The sequence below is a fragment of the Desulfoprunum sp. genome (assembly GCF_053613775.1).
The window spans coordinates 1,356,659-1,377,752 of the sequence record NZ_JBSHXH010000004.1; the positions used below are offsets into that span (position 1 = coordinate 1,356,659).

Annotated in this window: 22 protein-coding genes; 5 read left to right on the plus strand and 17 right to left on the minus strand. The window is 60.4% G+C overall.

Translation table 11 applies throughout. The features are described from left to right. The 10 genes from ACWGKN_RS10180 to ACWGKN_RS10225 all read right to left on the minus strand — a co-directional run bounded on the left by ACWGKN_RS10180 (window position 1) and on the right by ACWGKN_RS10225 (window position 10,920). Window positions 1–429, minus strand: a complete 429-nt coding sequence (locus ACWGKN_RS10180) for a DsbA family protein (protein ID WP_035227251.1) — start codon at window positions 427–429, stop codon at window positions 1–3. A 9-nt stretch (window positions 430–438) separates the two neighbouring features. Next, window positions 439–594, minus strand: coding sequence for a hypothetical protein (locus ACWGKN_RS10185; protein WP_424253002.1), 156 nt, complete (start codon window positions 592–594; stop codon window positions 439–441). Between the two features lie 72 nt (window positions 595–666). Next, window positions 667–1,272, minus strand: coding sequence for a formate dehydrogenase subunit gamma (locus ACWGKN_RS10190; RefSeq protein ID WP_035227246.1), 606 nt, complete (start codon window positions 1,270–1,272; stop codon window positions 667–669). A 1-nt stretch (window position 1,273) separates the two neighbouring features. Further along, the gene (locus ACWGKN_RS10195; RefSeq protein WP_035227242.1) at window positions 1,274–2,044 is read right to left on the minus strand and encodes a 4Fe-4S dicluster domain-containing protein; all 771 of its coding nucleotides are present in this window, start codon (window positions 2,042–2,044) and stop codon (window positions 1,274–1,276) included. A gap of 10 nt (window positions 2,045–2,054) precedes the next feature. Continuing rightward, window positions 2,055–5,201 carry a formate dehydrogenase-N subunit alpha gene (gene fdnG, locus ACWGKN_RS10200; protein WP_424253005.1) on the minus strand — a complete coding sequence of 1,049 codons (3,147 nt, stop codon included), beginning with the start codon at window positions 5,199–5,201 and terminating at the stop codon, window positions 2,055–2,057. 914 nt (window positions 5,202–6,115) lie between these two features. Then, window positions 6,116–6,727 carry an acetate uptake transporter gene (locus ACWGKN_RS10205; RefSeq protein WP_035227238.1) on the minus strand — a complete coding sequence of 204 codons (612 nt, stop codon included), beginning with the start codon at window positions 6,725–6,727 and terminating at the stop codon, window positions 6,116–6,118. A gap of 260 nt (window positions 6,728–6,987) precedes the next feature. Continuing rightward, window positions 6,988–7,206: a helix-turn-helix domain-containing protein gene (locus ACWGKN_RS10210; RefSeq protein WP_424253007.1), complete on the minus strand. Its 219-nt coding sequence runs from the start codon at window positions 7,204–7,206 to the stop codon at window positions 6,988–6,990. Further along, window positions 7,203–8,405: a sigma-54-dependent transcriptional regulator gene (locus ACWGKN_RS10215; protein ID WP_452095139.1), complete on the minus strand. Its 1,203-nt coding sequence runs from the start codon at window positions 8,403–8,405 to the stop codon at window positions 7,203–7,205. The genes ACWGKN_RS10210 and ACWGKN_RS10215 overlap by 4 nt, the downstream gene beginning before the upstream one ends. Beyond that, the gene (locus tag ACWGKN_RS10220; RefSeq protein ID WP_452095140.1) at window positions 8,402–10,171 is read right to left on the minus strand and encodes a cache domain-containing protein; all 1,770 of its coding nucleotides are present in this window, start codon (window positions 10,169–10,171) and stop codon (window positions 8,402–8,404) included. Before ACWGKN_RS10220 ends, ACWGKN_RS10215 begins: the two co-directional genes overlap by 4 nt. Before the next feature lie 50 nt (window positions 10,172–10,221). Beyond that, window positions 10,222–10,920 (minus strand): DUF1428 family protein, encoded by a 699-nt coding sequence (locus ACWGKN_RS10225; protein WP_452095141.1) that lies wholly within the window; start codon window positions 10,918–10,920, stop codon window positions 10,222–10,224. A 364-nt stretch (window positions 10,921–11,284) separates the two neighbouring features. Here ACWGKN_RS10225 and ACWGKN_RS10230 point away from each other — a divergent pair, with 364 nt between their 5' ends. Next, on the plus strand, window positions 11,285–11,500 hold the full coding sequence (locus tag ACWGKN_RS10230; protein ID WP_452095142.1) for a hypothetical protein: 216 nt from the start codon (window positions 11,285–11,287) through the stop codon (window positions 11,498–11,500). A 66-nt stretch (window positions 11,501–11,566) separates the two neighbouring features. Here ACWGKN_RS10230 and ACWGKN_RS10235 read toward each other — a convergent pair whose 3' ends face one another. The 3 genes from ACWGKN_RS10235 to ACWGKN_RS10245 all read right to left on the minus strand — a co-directional run bounded on the left by ACWGKN_RS10235 (window position 11,567) and on the right by ACWGKN_RS10245 (window position 14,296). Then, complete coding sequence (locus ACWGKN_RS10235; RefSeq protein ID WP_035227233.1) at window positions 11,567–12,157, minus strand: nucleoside deaminase; 591 nt, start codon at window positions 12,155–12,157, stop codon at window positions 11,567–11,569. 110 nt (window positions 12,158–12,267) lie between these two features. Further along, complete coding sequence (locus ACWGKN_RS10240; RefSeq protein ID WP_052159717.1) at window positions 12,268–13,680, minus strand: hypothetical protein; 1,413 nt, start codon at window positions 13,678–13,680, stop codon at window positions 12,268–12,270. Window positions 13,681–13,807: 127 nt separating this feature from the next. Next, the gene (locus ACWGKN_RS10245; RefSeq protein ID WP_035227283.1) at window positions 13,808–14,296 is read right to left on the minus strand and encodes a GNAT family N-acetyltransferase; all 489 of its coding nucleotides are present in this window, start codon (window positions 14,294–14,296) and stop codon (window positions 13,808–13,810) included. 233 nt (window positions 14,297–14,529) lie between these two features. Between ACWGKN_RS10245 and ACWGKN_RS10250 the strand changes: the two genes are divergently transcribed. The 4 genes from ACWGKN_RS10250 (at window position 14,530) to ACWGKN_RS10265 (ending at window position 16,521) form a co-directional block, all read left to right on the plus strand. Beyond that, window positions 14,530–14,727 carry a hypothetical protein gene (locus ACWGKN_RS10250; RefSeq protein WP_452095143.1) on the plus strand — a complete coding sequence of 66 codons (198 nt, stop codon included), beginning with the start codon at window positions 14,530–14,532 and terminating at the stop codon, window positions 14,725–14,727. 302 nt (window positions 14,728–15,029) lie between these two features. Next, the gene (locus ACWGKN_RS10255; RefSeq protein ID WP_052159716.1) at window positions 15,030–15,257 is read left to right on the plus strand and encodes a hypothetical protein; all 228 of its coding nucleotides are present in this window, start codon (window positions 15,030–15,032) and stop codon (window positions 15,255–15,257) included. Window positions 15,258–15,742: 485 nt separating this feature from the next. Continuing rightward, window positions 15,743–16,147: a hypothetical protein gene (locus tag ACWGKN_RS10260; protein ID WP_424253021.1), complete on the plus strand. Its 405-nt coding sequence runs from the start codon at window positions 15,743–15,745 to the stop codon at window positions 16,145–16,147. Window positions 16,148–16,290: 143 nt separating this feature from the next. After that, window positions 16,291–16,521 carry a hypothetical protein gene (locus tag ACWGKN_RS10265; RefSeq protein WP_424253023.1) on the plus strand — a complete coding sequence of 77 codons (231 nt, stop codon included), beginning with the start codon at window positions 16,291–16,293 and terminating at the stop codon, window positions 16,519–16,521. 93 nt (window positions 16,522–16,614) lie between these two features. Here the strand turns inward: ACWGKN_RS10265 and ACWGKN_RS10270 are convergent, their stop codons facing one another. From ACWGKN_RS10270 to ACWGKN_RS10285, 4 genes are all read right to left on the minus strand, one after another. Next, window positions 16,615–17,736, minus strand: a complete 1,122-nt coding sequence (locus ACWGKN_RS10270) for a PQQ-dependent sugar dehydrogenase (RefSeq protein WP_035227279.1) — start codon at window positions 17,734–17,736, stop codon at window positions 16,615–16,617. A 2-nt stretch (window positions 17,737–17,738) separates the two neighbouring features. Further along, window positions 17,739–18,032 (minus strand): RNA repair domain-containing protein, encoded by a 294-nt coding sequence (locus tag ACWGKN_RS10275; RefSeq protein ID WP_052159715.1) that lies wholly within the window; start codon window positions 18,030–18,032, stop codon window positions 17,739–17,741. Further along, window positions 18,029–18,835, minus strand: a complete 807-nt coding sequence (locus ACWGKN_RS10280) for a hypothetical protein (protein ID WP_052159714.1) — start codon at window positions 18,833–18,835, stop codon at window positions 18,029–18,031. Before ACWGKN_RS10280 ends, ACWGKN_RS10275 begins: the two co-directional genes overlap by 4 nt. A 244-nt stretch (window positions 18,836–19,079) precedes the next feature. Next, entirely contained in the window at window positions 19,080–21,086 is a 2,007-nt protein-coding gene (locus ACWGKN_RS10285; RefSeq protein WP_035227226.1) for an MtrB/PioB family outer membrane beta-barrel protein, read from the minus strand. Window positions 21,087–21,094 lie beyond the last annotated feature (8 nt).

Below are 21,094 nucleotides of genomic sequence, written 5' to 3' on the forward strand. Positions count from 1 at the left end.
TCACCTCCCCGCCTTCTGCAATTCCTCGTCGATGATCCTCTTGAAGTAGGCGTAGGGCCGCTCACCGATGACCTGCCGGCCGTTGATGTAAAAAGTCGGCGTATTGTAGAGGTCCATCGCCTCGGCCAGTTGCAGATCGTCTTCGATGGCCTTGGCGTGCCGGCCGCTGTCGAGGGCTTCGGTGAATTTCTTGACGTCCAGCCCCAGTTCACCGGCATAGGCGATCAGGCTGGCCCTATCCAGTTTGGGGGAGCGGGTAATCAGGATATCGTGCATCTCCCAATACTTGCCCTGGTCCCGTGCGGCGAGTGAGGCCTCGGCTGCGATCTTCGAAAAGTCACGATATTTATAGGGATAATTCTTGATCACCAGGCGGATCTGGTCGGGGTAGGCCTGCAGTAGCTCTTTGACGGTCGGACCGGCCGCCATGCAGTGAGGTCACTGAAAGTCGATGAATTCGATGATCGTGACCGGGGCGTTGGCCGGCCCCAGCGAGGGAGAGTCGCCGATGGGGACGTCGACCCTCGGCGGTTCCGCCTGTGCCAACCCGGACAGCAACAGGGCAAAAAGGCAGATCAGTACTTGTTTCATCATAATGGTCAAAAAAGGGGGATACCGCACGGCATCCCCCTCTCCTCCTGTTTGATTGTTAACGGGACATCGCCGCTACATCTTGCCGACCGCCTTCATCCACTTGGGATGTTTCTTTTTGGCGTCACTGAGCGGCATCAGGCCATTGATCATGATCTGGAAGGTCCCCGGATTCGCCAACGTTCCGAGATAGATATGGACCGGCACGGCAATCACGAAGATACAGAACGCCACGTTATGGACCAGGTGGGACAGCAGCATGATCGTCGAATTGTCCTTCATCAGCCAGATGCCGAGGCCGGAGAGGAAAATGGCGATCCCCCCGACCAGAATGGCCAGGTAATACAGTTTCTGCCCGGGATTGTATTTCCCCATCGGCGGCACCTTGACCTTGTGGGACAGATACCCGCCCGCCACCTTGAACCATTGGGCATCATCGGCGTCGTATTCCAGTGCATCCTTGAGATAATGGATCGTCGAAACCAGGAGCGACAGACCAAAGATCACTCCCACCCAGTTATGCACCGTTTTCATGGCTTCGTAGCCGCCGAACACGGCGCCGACGGAGTCCAGGTGGAAAAGGAAGGCGAATCCCGTGATGATCAGCAGGATACAGCTTCCGGCCAGTATCCAGTGATTCACAATTTCACCGACACTGGATTTTCTTACCATCTCTGCCATATCACACCTCCTCGTTGTTATCTTTGTGGGGGCCTATCGCCAGATAATGGATCGCCGCAGCGGCGACCACACCGCCCAGACCAATAACGGAGAGCGGCTTCAGATACGTATGCCAGAAGTTGACACTGCTCGGGATTGCCGGGTTTTCAATCATGCCGTAGAGTTTCGGCTCCTCCTTGAAGGCGTAGACCGAACCCAGGCCGCCCAGGTCCTGTTCGCCATATATGGTGGCAAATCCTTCCTTTTTGGCGGCGCCGATCAGCTCCTCCCGGTCGCCGAATTTCAACGCCCCGGTCGGGCAGGTCTTGACACAGGCCGGATTCATCCCGGCGGCGATGCGGTCGAAGCAGAGGTGACATTTGGTCACCTTGCCGTCGGCATCATAGCGGGGGACGTCGAAGGGACAGGCATTGACACAGAGCTTGCAGCCGATGCACTTGTCACGGTCGAAGGCCACGGCGCCTTCAGCGGTCCGGTACAATGCCCCGGACGGACAGATCTTCATGCACCCCGCGTCGTCGCAGTGCATGCACCGCCGGCTGACGAAGAGCCAGCGCACCGGGTTTTCCTGCGACGGCACTTCATTGTAGCGGATGATGTTGTAGGCGGCGCTCGCCAGGTCCGGTGGGTTCTGGTAGCTGCCGGTGTTCTTGGTCTTTATCCCCGGCAGCTGGTTCCAGGACTTGCAGGCAACCTGGCATGCCCTGCAGCCGATGCAGAGCTCCGGGGTAACGAGGATCGCTTTACGGTTGTTTGAGTTATCGTTGGCCATGGTTCACCCCCTATGCCTTCCGGACGTTGACCATGAAGGCCTTCGACTCGGGTATCATTGTGTTCGCATCGCCCACGTTCGGGGTCAGCAGGTTGGCGCTGTCATAGCCGCTGCCGTCCTCGGGAAACTGCCATCCGAAATGCCAGGGAACACCGACCTGGTGCACCGTCGTGTTCTCGATCTTGAATGGCTTGAACCGTTCGGAAACGAGCACGACCGCTTTCACCTTACCACGACCGGATTCGACGAACACCGTTTCACCGTTGGTCATTCCCAACTCCTTCGCCAGCTCGACGCTCATCTCGACGAAGTTCTGCGGCTGCATCTCCAGCAGCCACGAGCAGTGGCGCGTCATGCAGCCGGTCTGCCAGTGCTCCGATACCCGGTAGGTGGAACAGACGAAGGGATACCGGGCATCGCAGGAGAAGGCGGCATCCATCTTGTCGCCGAAGATCTTGATAGTCGGGTTGACCCGCTGCTTGGACATCGAATTCACCTCGAGCGGACACTCCAGGGCCTCGTAATGTTCCGGGAACGGCCCTTCCGCGAGTCCGGGGCCGAAGATCGAGGCGATACCGTCGGGCTTCATGATGAAGGGCAGCTTGCCGGTGGGCGATCCGGCCGGCCCGCCGCCGCCATCGACAACGTCACCCTCCCAGACACCGGGCTTACCGGTTTTGGCGTCGAGCTTTGTCGCATTGAACTTGAGCAGCGGTCGTTTCGGATCCCACGGCTGGCCATCGAGGTCGACCGAGGCCCGGTTGTAGATGATCCGCCGGTTGACCGGCCACGACCAGGTCCATTCCGGGAAGAGGCCGAGGCCCGTCGGGTCTTTCTTGCCCCGCCGCGCCATCATGTTGACCTCTTTGCCGTCCTTGAGGATGTAGGAGTTGCAATAGAGCCAGTTGCCGCTCGAGGTGGTGCCGTCGGCCTGGAGCGACGGGAAGCTGGTGACCAGGTCCCCCTTCTTGCCGATCAGTTTGGGCGGTTCGACCTTGGTGTCGTAGACGTCTTCGAGGAAGTAGCCGTTGATCTCCTTGGCGACGGCATGAATATCGACATGCTTGAGCTTGCCCGCCGCATCGCGCTCACCGTAGTTCCAGGTCAGGTTGACGATCGGATCGGGGTAGGCCCCGCCCTCTTTCTTGTACATCTCCTTGACCTTGAAATACAGTTCGTTCATGATCTCGGCATCGGGCAGGGACTCGCCGACCGGCTCGACCGCCTTGTAGCGCCACTGGGCCCACCGTCCGGAGTTGGAGATGCTCCCCTCCTTCTCCACCGAGGAGGCGCACGGCAGCATGAAGACCTCGGTCTGGATCTCCTTGGGGTTCATGTCGGGACCGCGCCAGAAGGAGCCGGTCTCGTTGTCGAAGAGGTTGACGTTGACCATCCACTTGAGCTTGGTCAGGGCCTGGCGGGTCTTGTTGGAGTTGGCCCCCGAGCAGGCCGGGTTCTGGCCCCAGGCGAAGAAGCCATCGAACTGCCCTTTGAGCATGTTGTCGAAGATCATCAACCACGAGGCGTTCTGTCCCACGTCGATCTTCGGCAGCCAGGAGTAACCGAAATCATTTTCCTTGGTGGCGGTGTCGCCGTAGAGGGCCTTGAGATAGCTGGCGATGTATTTGGGGCGGTTGCCCCACCAGTTGACGCTCTGCGGTTCCTTGGTCGTCGGCGTGTTCTTCTCGTTGTAGGTGGCCAGGTCGACCAGAGAGGCGTTCGGCGTCGGGTTGTAGCCGGGCAGGATATGGAACAGCAGACCATAGTCGGTGGAGCCCTGGACGTTGGCCTCGCCGCGCAGCGCGTTGATGCCGCCGCCGGCCATGCCCATGTTGCCGAGCAGCTGCTGGATGATCGTCATTGCCCTGATGTTCTGGGTGCCGACGGTGTGCTGGGTCCAGCCCATGGCGTAGCACTCGGTCCCGACCCGGTCCGGCTTGCCGGTGGAGCCGTAGAGTTTGTATACCTCCAGCAGTTTATCGAGGGGCGTGCCGGTGATGGCCGAGACCTTCTCCGGGGTGTAGCGGACGTAGTGTTTCTTCAGGAGTTGGAACACGCAGTTGGGATCCTGCAGGGTCGGGTCCTTCAGGGCCAGGCCGTTTTCATCCTTCTGGAACAACCAGGTCGTCTTGTCGTAGTTGCGTTTTTTCTCGTTGTAGCCGGAGAACAGACCGTCCAGATCCGCCGGACCCCTGTACTCCGGGTTCACCAGGAACGAGGCGTTGGTGTAGTGGATGACGTAATCCTTGAAGTAGAGATCGTTTGCCAGGATGTAGTTGATCATCCCCCCGAGGAAGGCGATATCCGTTCCGGAACGGAGGGGGGCATAGAGATCCGCTTTGGCGGCGGTCTGCGAAAAGCGCGGATCGACGCAGATCAGCTTGGCGCCCTTTTCCCGGGCCCGCATGATCCACTTCATCGAAATAGGGTGATTGGAGGCTGGATTTCCGCCCATCGCCAGAATGACATCGGCGTTTTTCAGATCGATCCAGTGGTTGGTCATTGCACCGCGTCCGAACGACTCTGCCAGAGCCGCAACAGTTGCGCTGTGTCAGATACGCGCCTGGTGTTCTATGTACACCAGGCCCCATGACCTCACCAGTTTCTGCAGCAGATAGCACTCCTCGTTGTCGAGGGCGGCGCTGCCGACATGGGCGATGGCGTCGGTGCGGTTGACCACGAATTCCTTCTCGACCTCGATCTCGGTGCCGTCGGGCTGTTTTTCCTTGACCTTGGCCTTGGAGATCGTCTTGAAGCTCTTGTCCCGGGAGTCTTTGACCAGGCGGGCAATGCGGTCCAGGGCCCAGTCCCACTCCACTTCCTTCCACGCCGTTCCGCCGGGCTCCCGGTACATCGGCTTCCTGAGGCGGGTGTCGTTTACCGCCATCTGCACCAGGGAAGAACCCTTGGAGCAGAGCGTCCCTTCGTTGATCGGATGCTCAGGATCGCCCTCGACCTGAATGACCTTGCCGTTCTCGGCGTAGACGAGGATGCCGCACCCTACTGAACAGTACGGGCACACCGTCGTCGTCACCTTGGCGTTCTTGATCCGCAGGTCCTTGGCGTAGGCCTTGGCCGGGTCGAGGTTGACGCCAAGCGATGCAACCAGAACGGTGCCGCCTGACAGCTTGAGAAAATCCCGTCTTGATACTCCCATTGAAGCCTCCTTCTGGTTTTGAGGATGTGTTTCCCGGGGTTGAATGTTGCTCCGGTTGTCGATCATGGCTCTCCTTTCCTGCTCAACACAAGTGAGGTAAAAAAAATGTGAAGCCCGGCATATCCTGCCCGGACCGGATCCCGTTTACAGCCGCCCCTCCGGCCTCCTCCCCTCCTGGCACTGGGCAACCGGATCAGACGCATCTGTCTTGGATGCAAGACGACATCGACGTTCATGACGAGGAAGCCGGAGGATCCGTCCGCTCGAAAACAGCGGACAGGACACCCCAACTATCACAGGTCACTATAGAAAGATGACGATGAGAAGAAAATCAGGCAATTGCCTTTTTTTATGTAAGGATAATGCCGAGATAGAAGTAGGGATCCGACTTAAGAACCGGTAGGGGAATAACGAAAAAAAAGATAGGGATTAACCTGAACGGAACGTGGGGGATCCGCTGAAAATCATGTAGGGATATTACCTACATAACATCTCGAAAAGTTTAAATAACTTCTTTTATGTGGCAGAATAGAGGATTATTTCGAGATGTCAACTGCGGAAACGAAAACGAACCAATAATGACAAAAACGAACAGAAACACGGTTTAAAGAGACCGTGAAGCAGAGGCAATGATCGTCACAGCCGGTCAGGCGGGTCAGCCGGAATTGCCCTGCGATGAGGCCTGCCGGCTAAAATCGGATGATAAGACGCGATACGCTCAAGATCAACCGGGAAAACAGCGCCGCGGGGTATTTTTCTCTGCCCTTCCCGGCCACGGCCGATTGTCGGGGGCATTGCCGGCTGCAGCCGGAGATCAGGTCCCGGGCTGCAGCCGTCGATTTCGCAAAAAGGAGTGGACGATGGCGCAACGATGTGTCACTGGCCCCGCTGCGTTCCCTTCCGCTGTCGGGGGATCATGCCTTCTGCCGCTGGGCCTGCAGCTGTGGCGCAGGACTGGCGACGATCCATGGTTTGCCGACCGGCAGCACATCACGGCCGAAGACCTGCATCAGGATGACATGAGCCATCATGTACCAGGCGTTGAGGGCACAGAGGATCAGGACATAGGCGGCGACCTTGGTCATCGCCGGATAGCCGAAGTGGGCCAGGTCCAGGAGGATGAATCCGGCGACGAGCAGGGTGAATGTCGAGGCCATGGCGCTGTGGATCCGCATCGCCCCGACCCACAGGATCATGGTGTAGAGGGTCCAGACGTTGAGAAAATAGCCGACATCGGTGGTGCTTGATTTATAGATGTCATACTTGTTGAACAGCAGGATGATCGACAGGGCGATCCAGAACGAACCGTACGAAACGAAGGCGCTGTAGCCGAAGTTGTTGCCCGCCTTGAATTCCTGCAATCCCGCCATCAACCGGGCAGCCCCGCCGAAGATGAGGCCGCAGGCGATAACCGGGCCGAGGCCGCAGAGGCCGAGGTTGTGAAACCGAAGAATCAGGGTGGTGAGGCCGAAGCCTGCGAGTCCGACGACTGCCGGGTTGCCCATCGGGGGTTGATTGTCAGCCATTTCTTTCTCCTTTGTGGGGACGTTGATTGTGAGGCACATCGCTGTGCTGCCTGTACCATCAACAGCAAATGGCATGCCAACCCAGGAGATGACGATATTCGTTTTATTTACGGCATGTTGGGCTATTCGGCCAATTGATCGGCGCTACAACAAAAATTGTGGAAATCCCCCCTCCTCAGGGCCGCCCCCCCGATTTCCTGCACGGACGGTTCAACAATTTTTGTTGTAGCCACAAAAAATATTGTACACCCCGGATGGAGTTATTCCTTCGGCTGCCTTTTCAAGCGGCTGCTGAGGGCCTGTTGCGATATCCCGAGCATCGACGCGGCCGCCGACTGGTTGTTGCCGGCCCGGTGCATGGCCTCCTCGACGAGCATGCGGGTTGCCTGCCTGATGGTCGGCAGGGGATCGGCGAAGGTAAGCGGCAATCCGCGGCAGCCGCTGTTGGGATGCAGCCTGCTCTCGACCTGTCTGGTCATCGAGAGGTGGCTGCGAAAGACGGTGAGGGCGAGGATCCCGCTCTTGTGCTGGGCGATAGCGTCAAAGACCATGGCCTGCGGTTCGCGGATATTGCCGGGAAATGGTATGCCTCCAGCATGGCGATCAATTCCCGGGGGATCTTCGGCATGTTTTTTTTCAGGGCCTGGGCAGCGCACTCGGCGAAATGCTCGACCAGCAGGCCGATATCCTCCCTGCGCTCCCGCAGCGGCGGCAGGATGATCCGATGGGTACGGAGGCGGTAGTGCAGATCCTGGCGGAACTGCTCTTTCTGCTGCAGTTCCCAGAGGTCGACGTGGGTCGAGGCTATGATGCGGGCGCTGCTGGTCCGATCGGCATCGCTGCCGAGCGGCATGTACTCCTTCTCCTGCAGCAGACGCAGCAGCTTGATCTGGGAGCTGGCGGAAAGGTCGCCGATCTCGTCGAGGAACAGGGTGCCGCCGGCAGCCCGTTCGATCAGGCCGGAGCGATCGGTATCGGCGCCGGTAAAGGCCCCTCTGACGTGGCCGAACAGGGTGTCCGAAAAAACATTGTCGTCGAGGCCGGCGACGTTGACGGCCACGAACTCTCCCGGGCTGCCGCTCAGCCGATGGATGGCCCTGGCGATCAATTCCTTGCCGGTGCCGGTCTCACCGCGGATCGGAACCGGCTGGAAGGTCGGGGCGACCGATTCGCGGTAGCCGAACAGCAGCAGTATCTTCGGTGAAGTGGTGATGATTTCGGCAAAGGCCTCGGGGATTTTCAGACTGCCCTGCCGCAACTGTTCCTTCAGGAGCAGGTTTTCCTGGTGCAGTTCGCTGTATTGCAGGCTCTTTTTCACCGAGGCGAGCAGCCGGTTTTCCTCGACCGGTTTGACAATATAGTCGAAGGCCCCCGATTTCATGCACTCCACCGCCGTTTCGGCATCGATCCGCCCGGTGATGATGATGACCGGAACATGGGGATACCGACCGGTGATCTGGTCGAGAAGCGCCTCCCCGTCCAGATGCGGCATATTGAGATCCAGCAGGATGACGCCCGGCAGCCGCTGTTCGATGATCGCCAGGACCTGCCTGCTGTCGCTGCAGGTGCGGACATTGTTCATGCCGCTGAGTTGAAGGATGGTGTCGATGGAAAGCAGGATCGCCTCCTCATCGTCGATGACCAGGATCGGCTCGGCCGGGTACGGTGCGGTGTTCATATCATTCTCCCGATAACTTCATCCTGACTGTAGCGTGGCAGCAGGATGGTGGCGGTGGTCCCCTTTCGGGGTTCGGAGCTGAAATCGAGCCAGCCGCCATGGTTGCGGATGATGGTGTCGGAAATGGAGAGGCCCAGCCCGGTGCCGCCGCTGTCCCGCCTGGTGGTGAAAAACGGGTCCTTGGCCTGGGCGAGGACCTCGGCCGTCATCCCCCGGCCGGAATCCTGCACCTTGAGATAGATCTCCTCCGATTCCTCAAGATACCCGGTGGCGATACACAGGCTCCGGTTCGGCTCGGTCAGGGCCTGGCAGGCGTTGACCACCATGTTGACCACCACCTGGCCCAGCCGTTGGCTGTTGCCCTGAAAGGTCGGCAGGTTTTCGTCGTATTCGACCTGGAGATCGTCGGCAGCCTTCCTGATCAGGCTGGAGGTCAGGCCGATCGCCTTTTCCACAACCTGGTTGAGATTCACCGTTTCCCGGAGATCGGCCGGCCTCTGGCCGGGGAACTCCTTGAGGTCGCCGACGATGCGCTTCACCCGTTCAACCCCTTCCTGCGAGAAGTGGAGCAGCCTCGGCATCCTCTCCCGCATCTGGGGGTAGGCCATCGGGCCGACCTCGAGATCACCGTACTGTTCATGGTGCCGGTCCAGGATCGGCTGTACCGCCCGCCAGAATTTATCGAATACCTGGCTGTGCAGCATCACCGAGGAGATGGGATTGTTGATCTCGTGGGCGACGCCGGACACCAGGGTGCCGAGGGACACCATCTTGTTGGTCTGCATCAGCTGTTCCTGCCGCATCCTGGCCTGGGCCTCGACCCTTTTCTTTTCGGTAATGTCCCGGACGGTCATCAGAAAGGCGGGCGAATTATCGGCGGACTCCATCCTGGCGATGGTCGCCTCCACGGTGATCATCCGGTGGTCTTTCAGGATGAAATTGGTCTCGAGGAGGAGGTAGTCGTCGGCCTGGTTATCGTGGATCCGCTCGAGTCTGGCCGCGAATTGGCTGCGCTGCGGGACGGGGATGAGGTCGGTGATGTTGACCTCGGTCATTTCCTCCGGCAGGTAGCCGCTGATCCGCTTCCAGGCGGTGTTGGCGTAGGTGATGCAGAGGTTGGAATCGAAGAGCAGAATGATCTCGCGGGCGGTCTCGGCCAGCAGGCGGTATTTGTTTTCACTCTGGCGCAGCGATTCCTCGATCTCCCGGCGATGGGTCTCGCCGGCCGCCCCCTGCCACACGACATAGACCGAGAGGAGGGCGATGACCTCGAGAATCCCGAGGAAAATAAAGGTCATGCGTTTGGTGATCGCCGCGATCTGGGCCCGGACGTCCTCGACGTACACCCCGGTCCCGACGCTCCAGTGCCAAGGCCGGTATTCCTGGACGTACGAGATCTTCGAGAAGATCCGGCTCGGGTCGTCCTGCCATTGCCGATGGTAATCGACATAGCCGCCGCCGGTGTCCTTGACCGTCTCGAGAAAGGCCTGAAAGAGCTTCTTGCCGGCGGGATCCTTGGTATTCGTCACATCCTTGCCCTCGAGGTCGGCACGGTAGGGGTGCATGATCATCCGGGGATGGGTGTCGTTGATCCAGAAGTAATCCTTGCCTTCAGGGCCGTAGCGGAGGCTGCGGAGATGGGCGGCGGCCTGCTTTTTCGCCTCCTCCACCGTGATCGTCCGCCGCTCCGCGAGTTTGGCGTAGTAGCTGATGGAACCCATCGCCGCCTCGCTGAGGGCATGGATCATCTCCCGTTTCCGCTCCATCAGGTGGTCTTCGACCTTCGGCAGGATATAGCCGAAAAAGGTGCCGATGATCAGCTGCCGGTTATCGCCGGCACAATGCGGTAATCGCGCTGAAAAACCAGGTTATGCAGATCGGCGGCGGCGATCGCCCGCAGCGTCGGCAGTTCGGCGGCGGCGTCGGCAGTGCTGAAGACATTGAGCGGCCACACCCCGACCGTTGCACCGCGCAGATGCGGGTGATGGAAACCATGGCCGAAGAAGGCCTCGAGAGTGATGGGCGGGATTCCCGCCCGGCTCTGCTCCGGCCAGCTCAAGGTCCAGGTCGCCGTCACGTCCCCCGCCGCCGACCTGATGATGGCGCCGCCGGCGATCGTTCCGGTCGCTGACAGCAGCGCCTCGTTCATCTCGCCGAGGGCCTGCCGGACATACGGCGCCAGAAAATCAACGGCGGCGCTGAACAGCCTCTCCTTGTCGGCCCGGCTCACCGCGCCATCACCGTGGGTGCCGTCGCGCAGATCGGCAAAATGGCGCAGCAGCGCCCGCAGGTGGGCCGGCACTCCCTCGAACTCTCTTTCGCTGGCGGTGTTCATCTCGTTTCCCCTCCCTCCGTCAGGCCATGTCCTTGACGTCGAGGTCGTCCCCAGGCATTCCCAGTATTCCAGGGCACCGTGCTCCTTCCAGATGACCCCGGCATTATCGGCAATGCGTTTGTAATCGTCCACCTTGTCCATCGGTAACGGAATGACGAATCCGTCCACATATCTTTCCATGGTCGACCTCCATAGATTCTTGTCCACAATGGCGATGGAGCGCATCCCCTGCGCCTCCATCAGATCACCCGTCGGCCTCAGACCCGATGCCTGATCCCGCCGGGGTCACTTATCGGCAGATTCGATCTCTCAACGGTGTTATTTCCCATCAATGGAACATAACCATCATCGTTGCGGTAAGGAATAGTCCCCGGCAGTTCCGGGCCATGATCTGCCGCCCCACCCGGCGTCGCACAACAGCAACGGTGATGTCGAAATGACGGGCCGGCGGGCGATTACTGGACGGAGCGGGGATTTCATCCCCCGAGCCGGTCGCCGCGCTCGGCTCTCAACCCAAACCCAGAGGAGCCATGCCGTGTGATATATGATCATTGTCAGAGTCACTCAGGACTCGGAAGCCGGCGTCATGCCGGACGAGGCGCTGCCGGCTGAAATGGCCGCATATCACGAGGAACTGGCGAAGGCCGGCGCTGACAGGGACGGCGAGATCGAGGTGCGGCGGATGTTCGAACTGGAGGATTTCAACCCGAGCGAGGAGGTCGGACGATTCCGCAGGATTGGAATCGGCACGGCGAAGTAGTGGCGGGGAGGATCGCTCCCGCAGCGGCCGGAGGGCTGTAGACCGGTGCCGGCGGCGACGGGGCGGTTAGCCCTGGCGGGCGTTGTAGACGGTGCGGCCGCTGGCGCCGAACCAGCGGAAGAGCTTTATCGCCTCCCGGCGCCGTACCCCTTCCGTTACGACAATGCCCCGTCTGGCCAGCTCCGCCCGCCATTGCCGCGGCATCGGCCCCTCGTCGAAGCCGGTCAGGGCCTCGAGCTGCGGCCCGCTGCCGGCGATGGTCAAACGCCGGATGCCGGACCACAGCACCGCGCCGAAACACATGGCGCAGGGCCGCCAGTTGACCACCAGTTCGCACACCGGCTGCCCCGGTCCGCCCAGATCGTAGACCTGAAGGCGGTGCTGGGCCAGCGACAGGGCCATGACCTCGGCGTGGGCGCTGGAGCAATTGGCCGGCATCACCCGATTGACCCCGACGGCGACCAGCCGGCCGCTCTCGTGTTCGAACACCGCGGCGGCAAAGGGGCCGCCGGTGTCCTCCAGGGCGTTGCGCCTGGCCAACTCGAGGACCAGGCGCATCCGCTGTTCCGCCGTCGCGACGAATTCGGGCAGGGCGGCGAAGCTGGCCACCGCCCATTCGGGCAGCGACAGGGTGAAGGCGAAGGGATGTTCAGTCATTGCCGGAGTCGTCATCGATGTGTTGAGACAGGATTTTTCGGCCGCCGCCCCTGCCCCGCCACGAGGCAGCGACCCAGATCGGCCACGGCCGTACCCGTTCAGAGCTGCCTTTAATCAGCGCCCCGAACGATGGCGGCGGCCCAGTTGCCCATGGCGGGCGGGGCCAGCACGACGGCGCCCCCTCCGTCGAGCTGCCGGGTCGGCCCCCACTCGCCGGCGGCGATATCGATCCAGTTCACGGTCCATGGCCCCCGGGCGGCGGGTAGATCGAGCCGCACTTCGCCGCCGGCCGGAAAATACAGGGCATAGGCGGTGCCGGCGGCGACGGCGAGGTAGGCCTCGTTCGGCTGCCGGTCGGCGAGCAGTTCGATGGCCGGGGTCACCGACCACAGCGGGATCTTCGATTCAAGCTTGCGGGCGGCGCGAATGGCCGCGACCGCCTTGTCGCCCAGCCCCAGCCCGGCATCCGGACGATGAAAGCGCAGCGAGGCGGCGCCGGCGAGGAGGTGGCGCCAGAAACGCTCGATGCCGTCCTGGTCGGTCTGGCCGACCTTGCCGCCCCCGGCCCCGTAGGTCTTGGTGGAGTTCATCGGCCTCGGCCTGTCCGCCAGATAGCGGCGGACGTGGAGGAAGTTGTCCCAGTGCTTCTGGCCGCTGATGTGGTTGTTCTGCGAGACATCGACAAAACCGTACAGCTCCGGGTGGTCGAACGTCCGCTTGTGCCGGGCGGCGGCCAGATTCCAGTCATCCCACATCTCGGTCACATAGACGGTCCGGCCGGCCTTCGCCGCCCTCTCCTTGACGACCCGGGCCCAGTGGCGCCCCCACTCCTCCTCGCCGCTGGTCTCGTTGTCGATGCAGTACAGCACATGATCGTAGCGCAGGGTGTGGTCGAGCATCCGATCGACAAATCGCTGCTGGAAGGGCAGGACCGTCCGGTTGTGGCGCTGGTTCGGCGTGGTGAAAAAAAACGGTTGCCGGTTGGCGGCGGGATGGTCGGGATAGCGCGGGGCGAATCCCGACTCTTCATGGCTGTAATTGATGTTGTTTTTTGGATTGTAGGGGTGGATCTGCCAGCGGGCCCGGCCGCCCTGATCGGTGAAGTCGAAACGATCCCAGATCTCGATCTGCACGAATATCCGCCGCTGCGCGGTCTCCCGGAGCAGGCGCTCGAACCGGGTCCAGTACTCCTCGTTCCATTCGCCCAGGTCATACCGGCCGTCGGCCAGCCGTTTGAAGGGATAGACCTCGAATCCCTTATCCTTGCGGTCGCTCATCGTGTTGCGGATGACATTGCCGCCGGCGGCGGCCAGCCGGTCCAACTGAGCGACCAGGTCCTTCTCCGGCCACTGGAAGAGGTTATCGTCATCGCTGCCTCCCAGCAGCAGCACCGGTTCGCCGCGATAGCTCCAGTACCAGGGATTACCGGCCCAGGGCTGCAGTCCGGCCGCGGCGGCAACGACGGCCGGTCCGGTGGAAACCAGGGCGATCAGGATGAAGAGCAGACCAACAAGATAGTGCATGTCGTGAATCCTTGATATTGTGCGGTTCTGGCTGTGCGGTTCCGGCGCCAGGCCCGGGACCGGTTGCCGACCGATCGTTTACTCGGCGATATGGCCTGTCCGGCACCGGATTTTCACGACCGAAACCCTACGGATGCACCCGTTTACCCAGGATCGACAGACTGAATTCCCTGCCGTCCATCTCGGCCACATCGGGCAGTCTCCCCCACTCGGCGAAACCGAACGATCGGAACAGGCGGAGGCTGGGCTCATTGTGGGAAAAGATGAAGCCCACCACCGTCCTGATACCCAGTTGGCGCGTCAGGCCCAGCACCTCGGCCAGCAGGGTCCGGCCCAGGCCCTGGCCCCGGCAGGAGGGGGCGATGTAGATGCTGATTTCGGCAGTGTGATCATAGGCGGGTCGGCCGTAAAAGGACTGAAAACTGACCCAGGCGACAATCCTGTCGCCCTGTTCGTGGACCATGAGCGGTCGCCTGTCGGGATGATGCTGCCCGAACCACTCCCGCCGTGATTCAACCGTCACCGCGACCGTGTCGGCAGTCGACTGCCTGGCCTGGACGGTCGAATTGTAAATGGAGACGATTGCCGGCAGATCGTCCTCGGTGGCAATACGCATACTGCTCTCGATCCTCCTGTTGTTGCCGCCCTGCATGCTGCGAACAATCCCTTTTCCTGCGGCCGGCAACCATCGCCGGCGGTGTTGTATCCCAGTTCACCATGCCGTTCGTGGCCAGGTTCTCCTCCGGCGCTTGACCAAATACTATGCATTCATCTTCCAAATGCCAATCGATTTGATGAACGCCGATCCCCACCGCCTGTTCTGCACACCGAAAGGACTGATCTCCGTGAATGTCGACATCTCCAGCCACCACATTGAAATCGAATCTCATCCCGACGGAGACCGCCACAGTTGAATACTATCGTCAGGGAATCCACCAGTCCTGCCGACCCGTCTTCACCCCGGAACCATTCGGCTGGCCGACCTCTTCTTTACATGCCGCTATCGCCGCCGGACACGATTTTTTCCACGACAATTTCCGGATATGATACATTCAATATTCATTTTATCTCTGATTTTAACTCATTGTCATTTTTCACCCAATAGGTCATTGATAATCTGAGACGACCCGACCTGACGTCTTGTGAAATCCTCCGCGCCAGCTATCTTGGATCGGGTTCGTCATTTCCATCGATAATTGGGCAAGGAAGATTCAAGACAGCACAAAAAAGCAGGAGAACCATGGCACAATTACCCTCACCTCCGAATAGCCAGCAGGGCAGTTGCGGGTTCATGGAAGAGATTTCGTCCTTGAAAGATAAATCATTGCACCTGTTTCGTGAAACAGGATATGCAGCGAAAAATCGCCCTGTATGAAGAATTCCCGCCGATGTGCCGTTACTGCAAGAAGATCCGTGACGATCAGCAAGGTGAACGGGGAAAAGGCAGCTGGTACAGTCTGGAAGAATACTTCAACAAGGCCAAAGGGGTGCGCATTTCCCACAGCTGCTGCCCCGATTGTTACACGGAGCAGTTGAAAAACCTGGGCTCCGACCGGAACAAGCCATCCTCTTCGTGACATTCTGAACGGACCTTACCGCCGTCGACACCGAATGTGTAACGCGGTGCTCCAACCTTTGTTTTAACCCCAGCCAACACTCGCCTGCACAGCAGTCGGATACCATCGGATGTGCCGGTTCAGGCACTTTCGGCGACAAACCAACCCGACATGCACCCGACATGGACCCGACATCCACCCGATATGAGGTCATCCGAGACCCTATACCCCCTGATGTCCACTTTCAATCTCCGGCAATCGGATTTATATATTGAAAGAGGATAAGGCACCCCTCGGAGCGGTCGGGACAATCCACAAGGAGAAGGAGAGTGACCGCACTTCATGGTTCCCGATCGTTTTGCAATGAAAAATGTCAGAGTGCCCGATTGTGATCGTGCAGGCAAGACTACCGGGATGGATTGAAGGTGTGGGCCGCTGCAGGAGATAGAGGCAAATTGAGGATGAACCGTGGGTGTTTCTGCGCAATCTGAAACGGAGCGATGAAAATGAAAAAGAAAATCGCAGTATTAACGTTGATTTTGTGTGTCGTCGGCACGACAACGGCATTTGCCCGGGGCGGATACCGGGGCGGACACCATTACTATGATCGTGGCTACAGTCACGGCTACTATGGCGGCAGAAATCATCACGATGGCCTCGGTATCGCCTTCGGGGTCATGGGAGGATTGCTCCTTGGTTCGGCACTGGTCCATGCGGCAGCCCCGCCGCCAGTTGCGTATGGGTATCCGTATGCGGCATATCCGCCCGACGTCGTCGTCCGGCAGCCGCAAATCTGCGTCGAGGACCGGGTTGTCAGCGGCGAGTGGCAGATCAGCCGATATGACGGCCGTCAGGTCTGGGTATCGTATCCATATCCTCTGAGCCAGAGGGTCCGGGTTCCCTGCTACTGATCGGACCATCGGTAATTCATCCCCTGCCTTCAATGCAGCACGGGCCGGCCGCAGCCGGCACCAGAAGTCAAGACCTGCGATTGCCTGCTGCTGACCAGCCAAAACTCCTGAAGGTGTGCAGGGCGGATATGTCCAAGGAGGACATGATGAAAAAAATTATCATGGGGTTTGTTGTCGTGATGTCGCTCCTGTCCCTAGAGGGCTGTCATCACTGGTATGGATATCACGGCGGCTACTACCGGGACGGCATCCAGTACCGGGATGGCGGTTACTACCGGGACGGCGGCTATTACAGGGGCGACCGGTACCACCGCAGTCGCGATTATTACCAGGGGGACCGTTACGACAGATACAGGGACAGGTATCGACACTAGACGCAAGGGAAGAGTCGAACTTGCGGCCGTTCCCATGAAGCCCGATCCTGGACGCAGAGCAGTCGCGTCCTGATCACTGCAGCGGTGCGACAGTTACCGGCGATAGGCGATCCGGTAGATCGCATCCGCCTTGTCGTCCGAGACCAGCAAGGCCCCGTCGGGCATGACCAGGACGTCGACCGGTCGCCCCCAGGCGGTAAAGCCATCCAGCCAGCCTTCGGCAAATACCCGATAGTCGACTGCCGTGTTGCCGTCGAGGGTGACGGTGGTGATGCGGTAGCCGACGGGGGTGAGCCGATTCCATGAACCGTGTTCGGCGATAAAGATCCGGTTGCGGTACTGGGCCGGGAATGAGGTGCCGGTGTAGAACCTCATGCCCAGCGCCGCGACGTGCGGCCCCATTTCCTTCGCCGGCGGAACCGATTCCCCGCAGGGCCGCCGCTTACCGTAATCGGGGTCGGCGATCGATGCGCCATGGCAGTAGGGAAAGCCGAAATCCATCCCCTTCGCCGGCGCCCGGTTGAGTTCATCGGGCGGTCGGTCCGGCCCCAGCCAATCCCGCCCGTTATCGGTGAACCACAGCTCCCTGGTCCGGGGGTGCCAGTCGAGACCGACCGTGTTGCGGACCCCATGGGCGAAAATCTCCTGGTTCGAGCCATCCGCCTCCATCCGCAGGATCGCCGCAAATCTCCGATCAGCATTGAGGCAGACGTTGCACGGCGCGCCCACCGGCACGTAAAGAAGGCCATCCGGACCGAAGCCGATGAATTTCCAGCCGTGATGCCGCTCCTGCGGCAGCTTGTCGGTGATCACCACCGGGGCCGGCGGGTCGTGCAACCGGCTTTCGATCCGATCATAGCGCAGGATGCGGCCGATCTCGGCCACATAGAGCGAGTCGCCGCGAAAGGCCACGCCGTTGGGCGAATCCAGCCCCGCCGCCAGTACGAGGACCTCGTCCGCCTGGTTGTCGCCGTTGCGGTCGACCACCGCATAGACCTTGCCGGCGCCGCGGGACCCGAGAAAGAGCGTCCCCTCGGCACCCAAAGCCATTGATCTCGCCCCGGGCACCGGAGCGGCATAGAGACTGATCTCGAAGCCCGGCGGCAGCTTGATCGCCCCCAGATCCAGGCCGGAGGCCAAGCCTGGCGGCAGGAGCGACAGGAGCCCGACCAGGGCCGGCACGCCCCCCTTCTTCCAGCAACAAGCGGTGTTCATCGTCATCCCCCCTCCTTCGCCCCTGGGCGGGCGGCCTCGACCGACCGCCCTCGTTTCCAGATCAGCTCGTCGTTGCGGTAGACTTCCCTGATGCGGTGGTACGGCAGCAGATGGCTGACGCCGGCATGGTCCAGCACCCGGACCGCAAAACAATCACCCGGCTCCTGCACGACCTGGTTCAGGGGGACAACGATGATCGTCTCGTCGACCCGGTCATAGTACCCGATCCGGAAGTCGGCAGCGGCAAATTGCCGGTCCCAGCGGATCCGGTTGAGCAACTCGCGAATTGGGATCATCGGCTGTCCATCCCCTTCCCCCCACTCGGGGACAAATCTCTTAAAAAATCCGTGATCTCGATGCACAACAGGCCGAACGGCAGATAGCCCATATAGCCCAGCACCGGCATCTCGAAGAGCTCGAACCGGTGGACATAGGGGTTGCTGTATTTCCATTTGGCCAGGCTGTAAAAATTCCACATTTCCCAGAAACATCCGCAGACCAGGGCCGCCGCGGCCGCGGCCAGCACCGGACGCCAGTCGCCTTCGGCCATCGCGGCGAAGAGGGTGGGCCGGCCGGCCATATGCCGCAGGGTGATGAGGATCAGCAGCGGCGCGATCCACAGCAGCGGGAACAGGGCGGCAAAGAATACCGGCTCCTGCAGCAGCGGGCAGGTGCCGGACCGGCGGACGCACAGGGCGTTGGCCACCACGATATAGGATAACCACAGGGGGATGAACGAATGGCGCTGCCACGGTCCGAGCCAGGAAAACCGGGTCCAGGCGAACACCCACGACACCGCCAGGAACGCCAGGGCGAGCCGGCCCCACAGGGGAAATCTGGATGGACGCAGCGGCATCCCCGATACGGGACCGGATGGCCCGCGGCCGGCGGCAGCCCCTGCCAGGCCTGCAACCCCGGCGAGCGGGAGAAGGTAGGCCAGAAAGACCGCCCACGAAAAGGGGTGGTGCACCGCCGGGGTCGTCAGGGGCGGGAAGGTGGCAAAGAGAGCCACGGCACGATCGGACAGGTACACCCCGACCAGCGGCGCCCCGATGACGACCGTGGTGAAGACGCTCAGGATCCCGATCTTACCGATCACACCGTATTCTCAACCTTATCCTGTTTATGAAAAACACATCTTGCCATCCTGCCGAGCCCCTGACATCTCGATGCTCTACCCGGCCTGCAGTGCCGTGGCCGCGGCCGGCCGTGAACGGGAGGGACAGCGGTCGATTCACCAACCACCGGGTTTCTCCCTCCGCAATACCGAGAACCGGCACGACACGGCACACAGGACGGGAGGTGCGCGTCGTCGCCTGTCCCGCCCTCAGTGCGGCCTGGGATCAGAAACGATAACTGGTCATGATATAGACCTGGTGCGCCTCATAATCGCTGTCCGTCCCGGCCCCGCTGAGGTAGATACTGCCGGCGGTATAGGTGTAATTGTCATACTTCCATTCATCCAGGTTCGACCTCTCATAGGCATACCCCAACGTCATCGACAGCTGGTCGGTGGTCTTGTAGATGCATTTGATCCCGGCCTGGGTCTTATAGTAGTCGTCGGCGTTGGTGATCGTCTCCAGCGGGGCGCCGGCAGTGGCGGCACGGACAAAGTCGATATTGCCGTCGACCAGCTGGTAGTCGACATTCAACACCAGTTCCAGTCTGGCCATCGCCGGGATGCTGATGCTGCCGCCGACAGCAAAGAAGTCATAGGTGAATTCCTCGTTCCAGTTGTAATTGCTGGCAAATGGAGCGACGAGCGGATAGCCGTTGCCCGGATCATAGCGTCGCGAGTCAAAGTCGCTGTTGGTGTACTCGTAGCCGGCGTAGGTGTTGAGCCGGATTTTCGGCTGCAACAGCATACTGGCATCGATATACACCTCGTGCCGCAGGTCTTCCTGCAACCCCAGCATCGTGGCATCGTAATCGTCATAGGCCAGCCCGTAACTCAACCCCAGTTCCAGATTCTCCGCCGGCACGAGATCGAATGCCAGTTTTGCCTTGTAGCGGTCCTTGGAGGCGTAATCGAAGGGGGTGTAAAACTCGTGGATGATCCCATCTCCGGTCAATGTCTCCTCGGAATAGTCGGAATCGGAGGAGCGGTTGAGGTACTCCAGCCGCAATTTCGTGGTGACCCACTCCATCGACGTATTCTTCAGTTCGGCGAAGACCAGGTTGTCGAGGCTCTCGTCGGCGTCCTCCCGCGTCTGGTCGGTAAAGGTCAGCTCGTAGCCGCCGCTCAGTTTATTGACCTTGCTCAACCGGTAATCGGCATCCACACCGGCCTGGTGCTTGTCGTACTCATACGGGTGGTTGGTGCGGGTCCCGCCGGTAATCGTGGTGATCTCTTCCGATTCGTTGTCGCGATTGACGTATCGGTAAAACAGCCGGGTGGCGAGCAATCTGTCCCACTGCGTCGTCAGGATCGCGCTTCCGCGCAAGTAGCTGACATCGCCATCGAATTCGTTATCGGCCGAGGGCGAGACGATCCGCAGATAGCGACTGAAATCGGCCTCGCTGAGATTACGGTTATACGAGGCCTTCACCGCCAGGAGGTTCATCGCCGACAGCCGCTGGGTCAGCCGGCCGCTGAAGTTGTAGCTGTGGTTGTCGGCCGGGGTGCTGTATTCCTCCAGCTCCACCCCGTCGAATGTTGTCAGCAGGTCGTTGTCATTGTCGAATTGACTGTAGCCGGCGGTCATGACGGCGGTGGTCCCCTTGCCGCGATACCCCGCCTCGAGCATGGCGTTGCTGGTTTCGTAGTCGATCGGCATGGGGACTTCAAAGTCTGAGTTGATGATCGTCCCCCATGGCATGATCCCTTCCTTGCGCTGGTGTTCCACCGAAGGTTTGAAATAAAACGGGGTTTGCGGGTCCACGGTGGCCTGGGCCCCGAAGGTTTTCGATTCCAGGCTGTAGTCGAGGGAGTTCCAGGACGAGAGGGGGGGCACGGAGGCCGGGTTGTCGGCATCGGGTATGACCAGGAAGTTCCCGCCTGTGCCGATGACCGGGGACAGCGTGTTGCGGTACAGCTGATGGGTCAGCTCATCATAGAAAATCTCGCCTTTGGCGACACCGAGGAGGTTGCCGCTCACTTCGTAGGACTGGTCATCCAGGGTCGGGTTCTCAAACGAAACCCCCAGAATGTAGGTATCGCTGTCAACCAGCATATCGAGCCCGCCGAACAGCCCGTCACTCATATCGCGGTACTCATCGAATTTTGCACTGCTGTCGTCCGCAAAGTCCGTACCCCGAGCGCCGACGCTCAGTTCCCCCTGAATCTCGGCCAGCCCCGGTGCGGGCGCAAAAAACGGCAAAGCCAACAGAACAGGAATGATCCGTTTCATGGTAATCC

Excerpts from the sequence above, each read along its gene's own strand:
- ACWGKN_RS10275 (WP_052159715.1), bottom strand. The coding sequence starts at position 18,032 with ATGATCCCAATTCGCGAGTTGCTCAACCGGATCCGCTGGGACCGGCAA.
- ACWGKN_RS10205 (WP_035227238.1), bottom strand. The coding sequence starts at position 6,727 with ATGGCTGACAATCAACCCCCGATGGGCAACCCGGCAGTCGTCGGACTC.
- ACWGKN_RS10195 (WP_035227242.1), bottom strand. The coding sequence starts at position 2,044 with ATGGCCAACGATAACTCAAACAACCGTAAAGCGATCCTCGTTACCCCG.
- ACWGKN_RS10185 (WP_424253002.1), bottom strand. The coding sequence starts at position 594 with ATGATGAAACAAGTACTGATCTGCCTTTTTGCCCTGTTGCTGTCCGGG.
- ACWGKN_RS10270 (WP_035227279.1), bottom strand. The coding sequence starts at position 17,736 with ATGAACACCGCTTGTTGCTGGAAGAAGGGGGGCGTGCCGGCCCTGGTC.
- ACWGKN_RS10190 (WP_035227246.1), bottom strand. The coding sequence starts at position 1,272 with ATGGCAGAGATGGTAAGAAAATCCAGTGTCGGTGAAATTGTGAATCAC.
- ACWGKN_RS10215 (WP_452095139.1), bottom strand. The coding sequence starts at position 8,405 with ATGAACACCGCACCGTACCCGGCCGAGCCGATCCTGGTCATCGACGAT.
- ACWGKN_RS10210 (WP_424253007.1), bottom strand. The coding sequence starts at position 7,206 with ATGACCAGACAGGTCGAGAGCAGGCTGCATCCCAACAGCGGCTGCCGC.
- ACWGKN_RS10260 (WP_424253021.1), top strand. The coding sequence starts at position 15,743 with ATGAAAAAGAAAATCGCAGTATTAACGTTGATTTTGTGTGTCGTCGGC.
- ACWGKN_RS10240 (WP_052159717.1), bottom strand. The coding sequence starts at position 13,680 with ATGCACTATCTTGTTGGTCTGCTCTTCATCCTGATCGCCCTGGTTTCC.
- ACWGKN_RS10230 (WP_452095142.1), top strand. The coding sequence starts at position 11,285 with ATGATCATTGTCAGAGTCACTCAGGACTCGGAAGCCGGCGTCATGCCG.
- ACWGKN_RS10265 (WP_424253023.1), top strand. The coding sequence starts at position 16,291 with ATGATGAAAAAAATTATCATGGGGTTTGTTGTCGTGATGTCGCTCCTG.
- ACWGKN_RS10220 (WP_452095140.1), bottom strand. The coding sequence starts at position 10,171 with ATGGAGCGGAAACGGGAGATGATCCATGCCCTCAGCGAGGCGGCGATG.
- ACWGKN_RS10235 (WP_035227233.1), bottom strand. The coding sequence starts at position 12,157 with ATGACTGAACATCCCTTCGCCTTCACCCTGTCGCTGCCCGAATGGGCG.
- ACWGKN_RS10180 (WP_035227251.1), bottom strand. The coding sequence starts at position 429 with ATGGCGGCCGGTCCGACCGTCAAAGAGCTACTGCAGGCCTACCCCGAC.
- ACWGKN_RS10225 (WP_452095141.1), bottom strand. The coding sequence starts at position 10,920 with ATGGAAAGATATGTGGACGGATTCGTCATTCCGTTACCGATGGACAAG.
- ACWGKN_RS10285 (WP_035227226.1), bottom strand. The coding sequence starts at position 21,086 with ATGAAACGGATCATTCCTGTTCTGTTGGCTTTGCCGTTTTTTGCGCCC.
- ACWGKN_RS10245 (WP_035227283.1), bottom strand. The coding sequence starts at position 14,296 with ATGCGTATTGCCACCGAGGACGATCTGCCGGCAATCGTCTCCATTTAC.
- ACWGKN_RS10250 (WP_452095143.1), top strand. The coding sequence starts at position 14,530 with ATGTCGACATCTCCAGCCACCACATTGAAATCGAATCTCATCCCGACG.
- ACWGKN_RS10255 (WP_052159716.1), top strand. The coding sequence starts at position 15,030 with ATGCAGCGAAAAATCGCCCTGTATGAAGAATTCCCGCCGATGTGCCGT.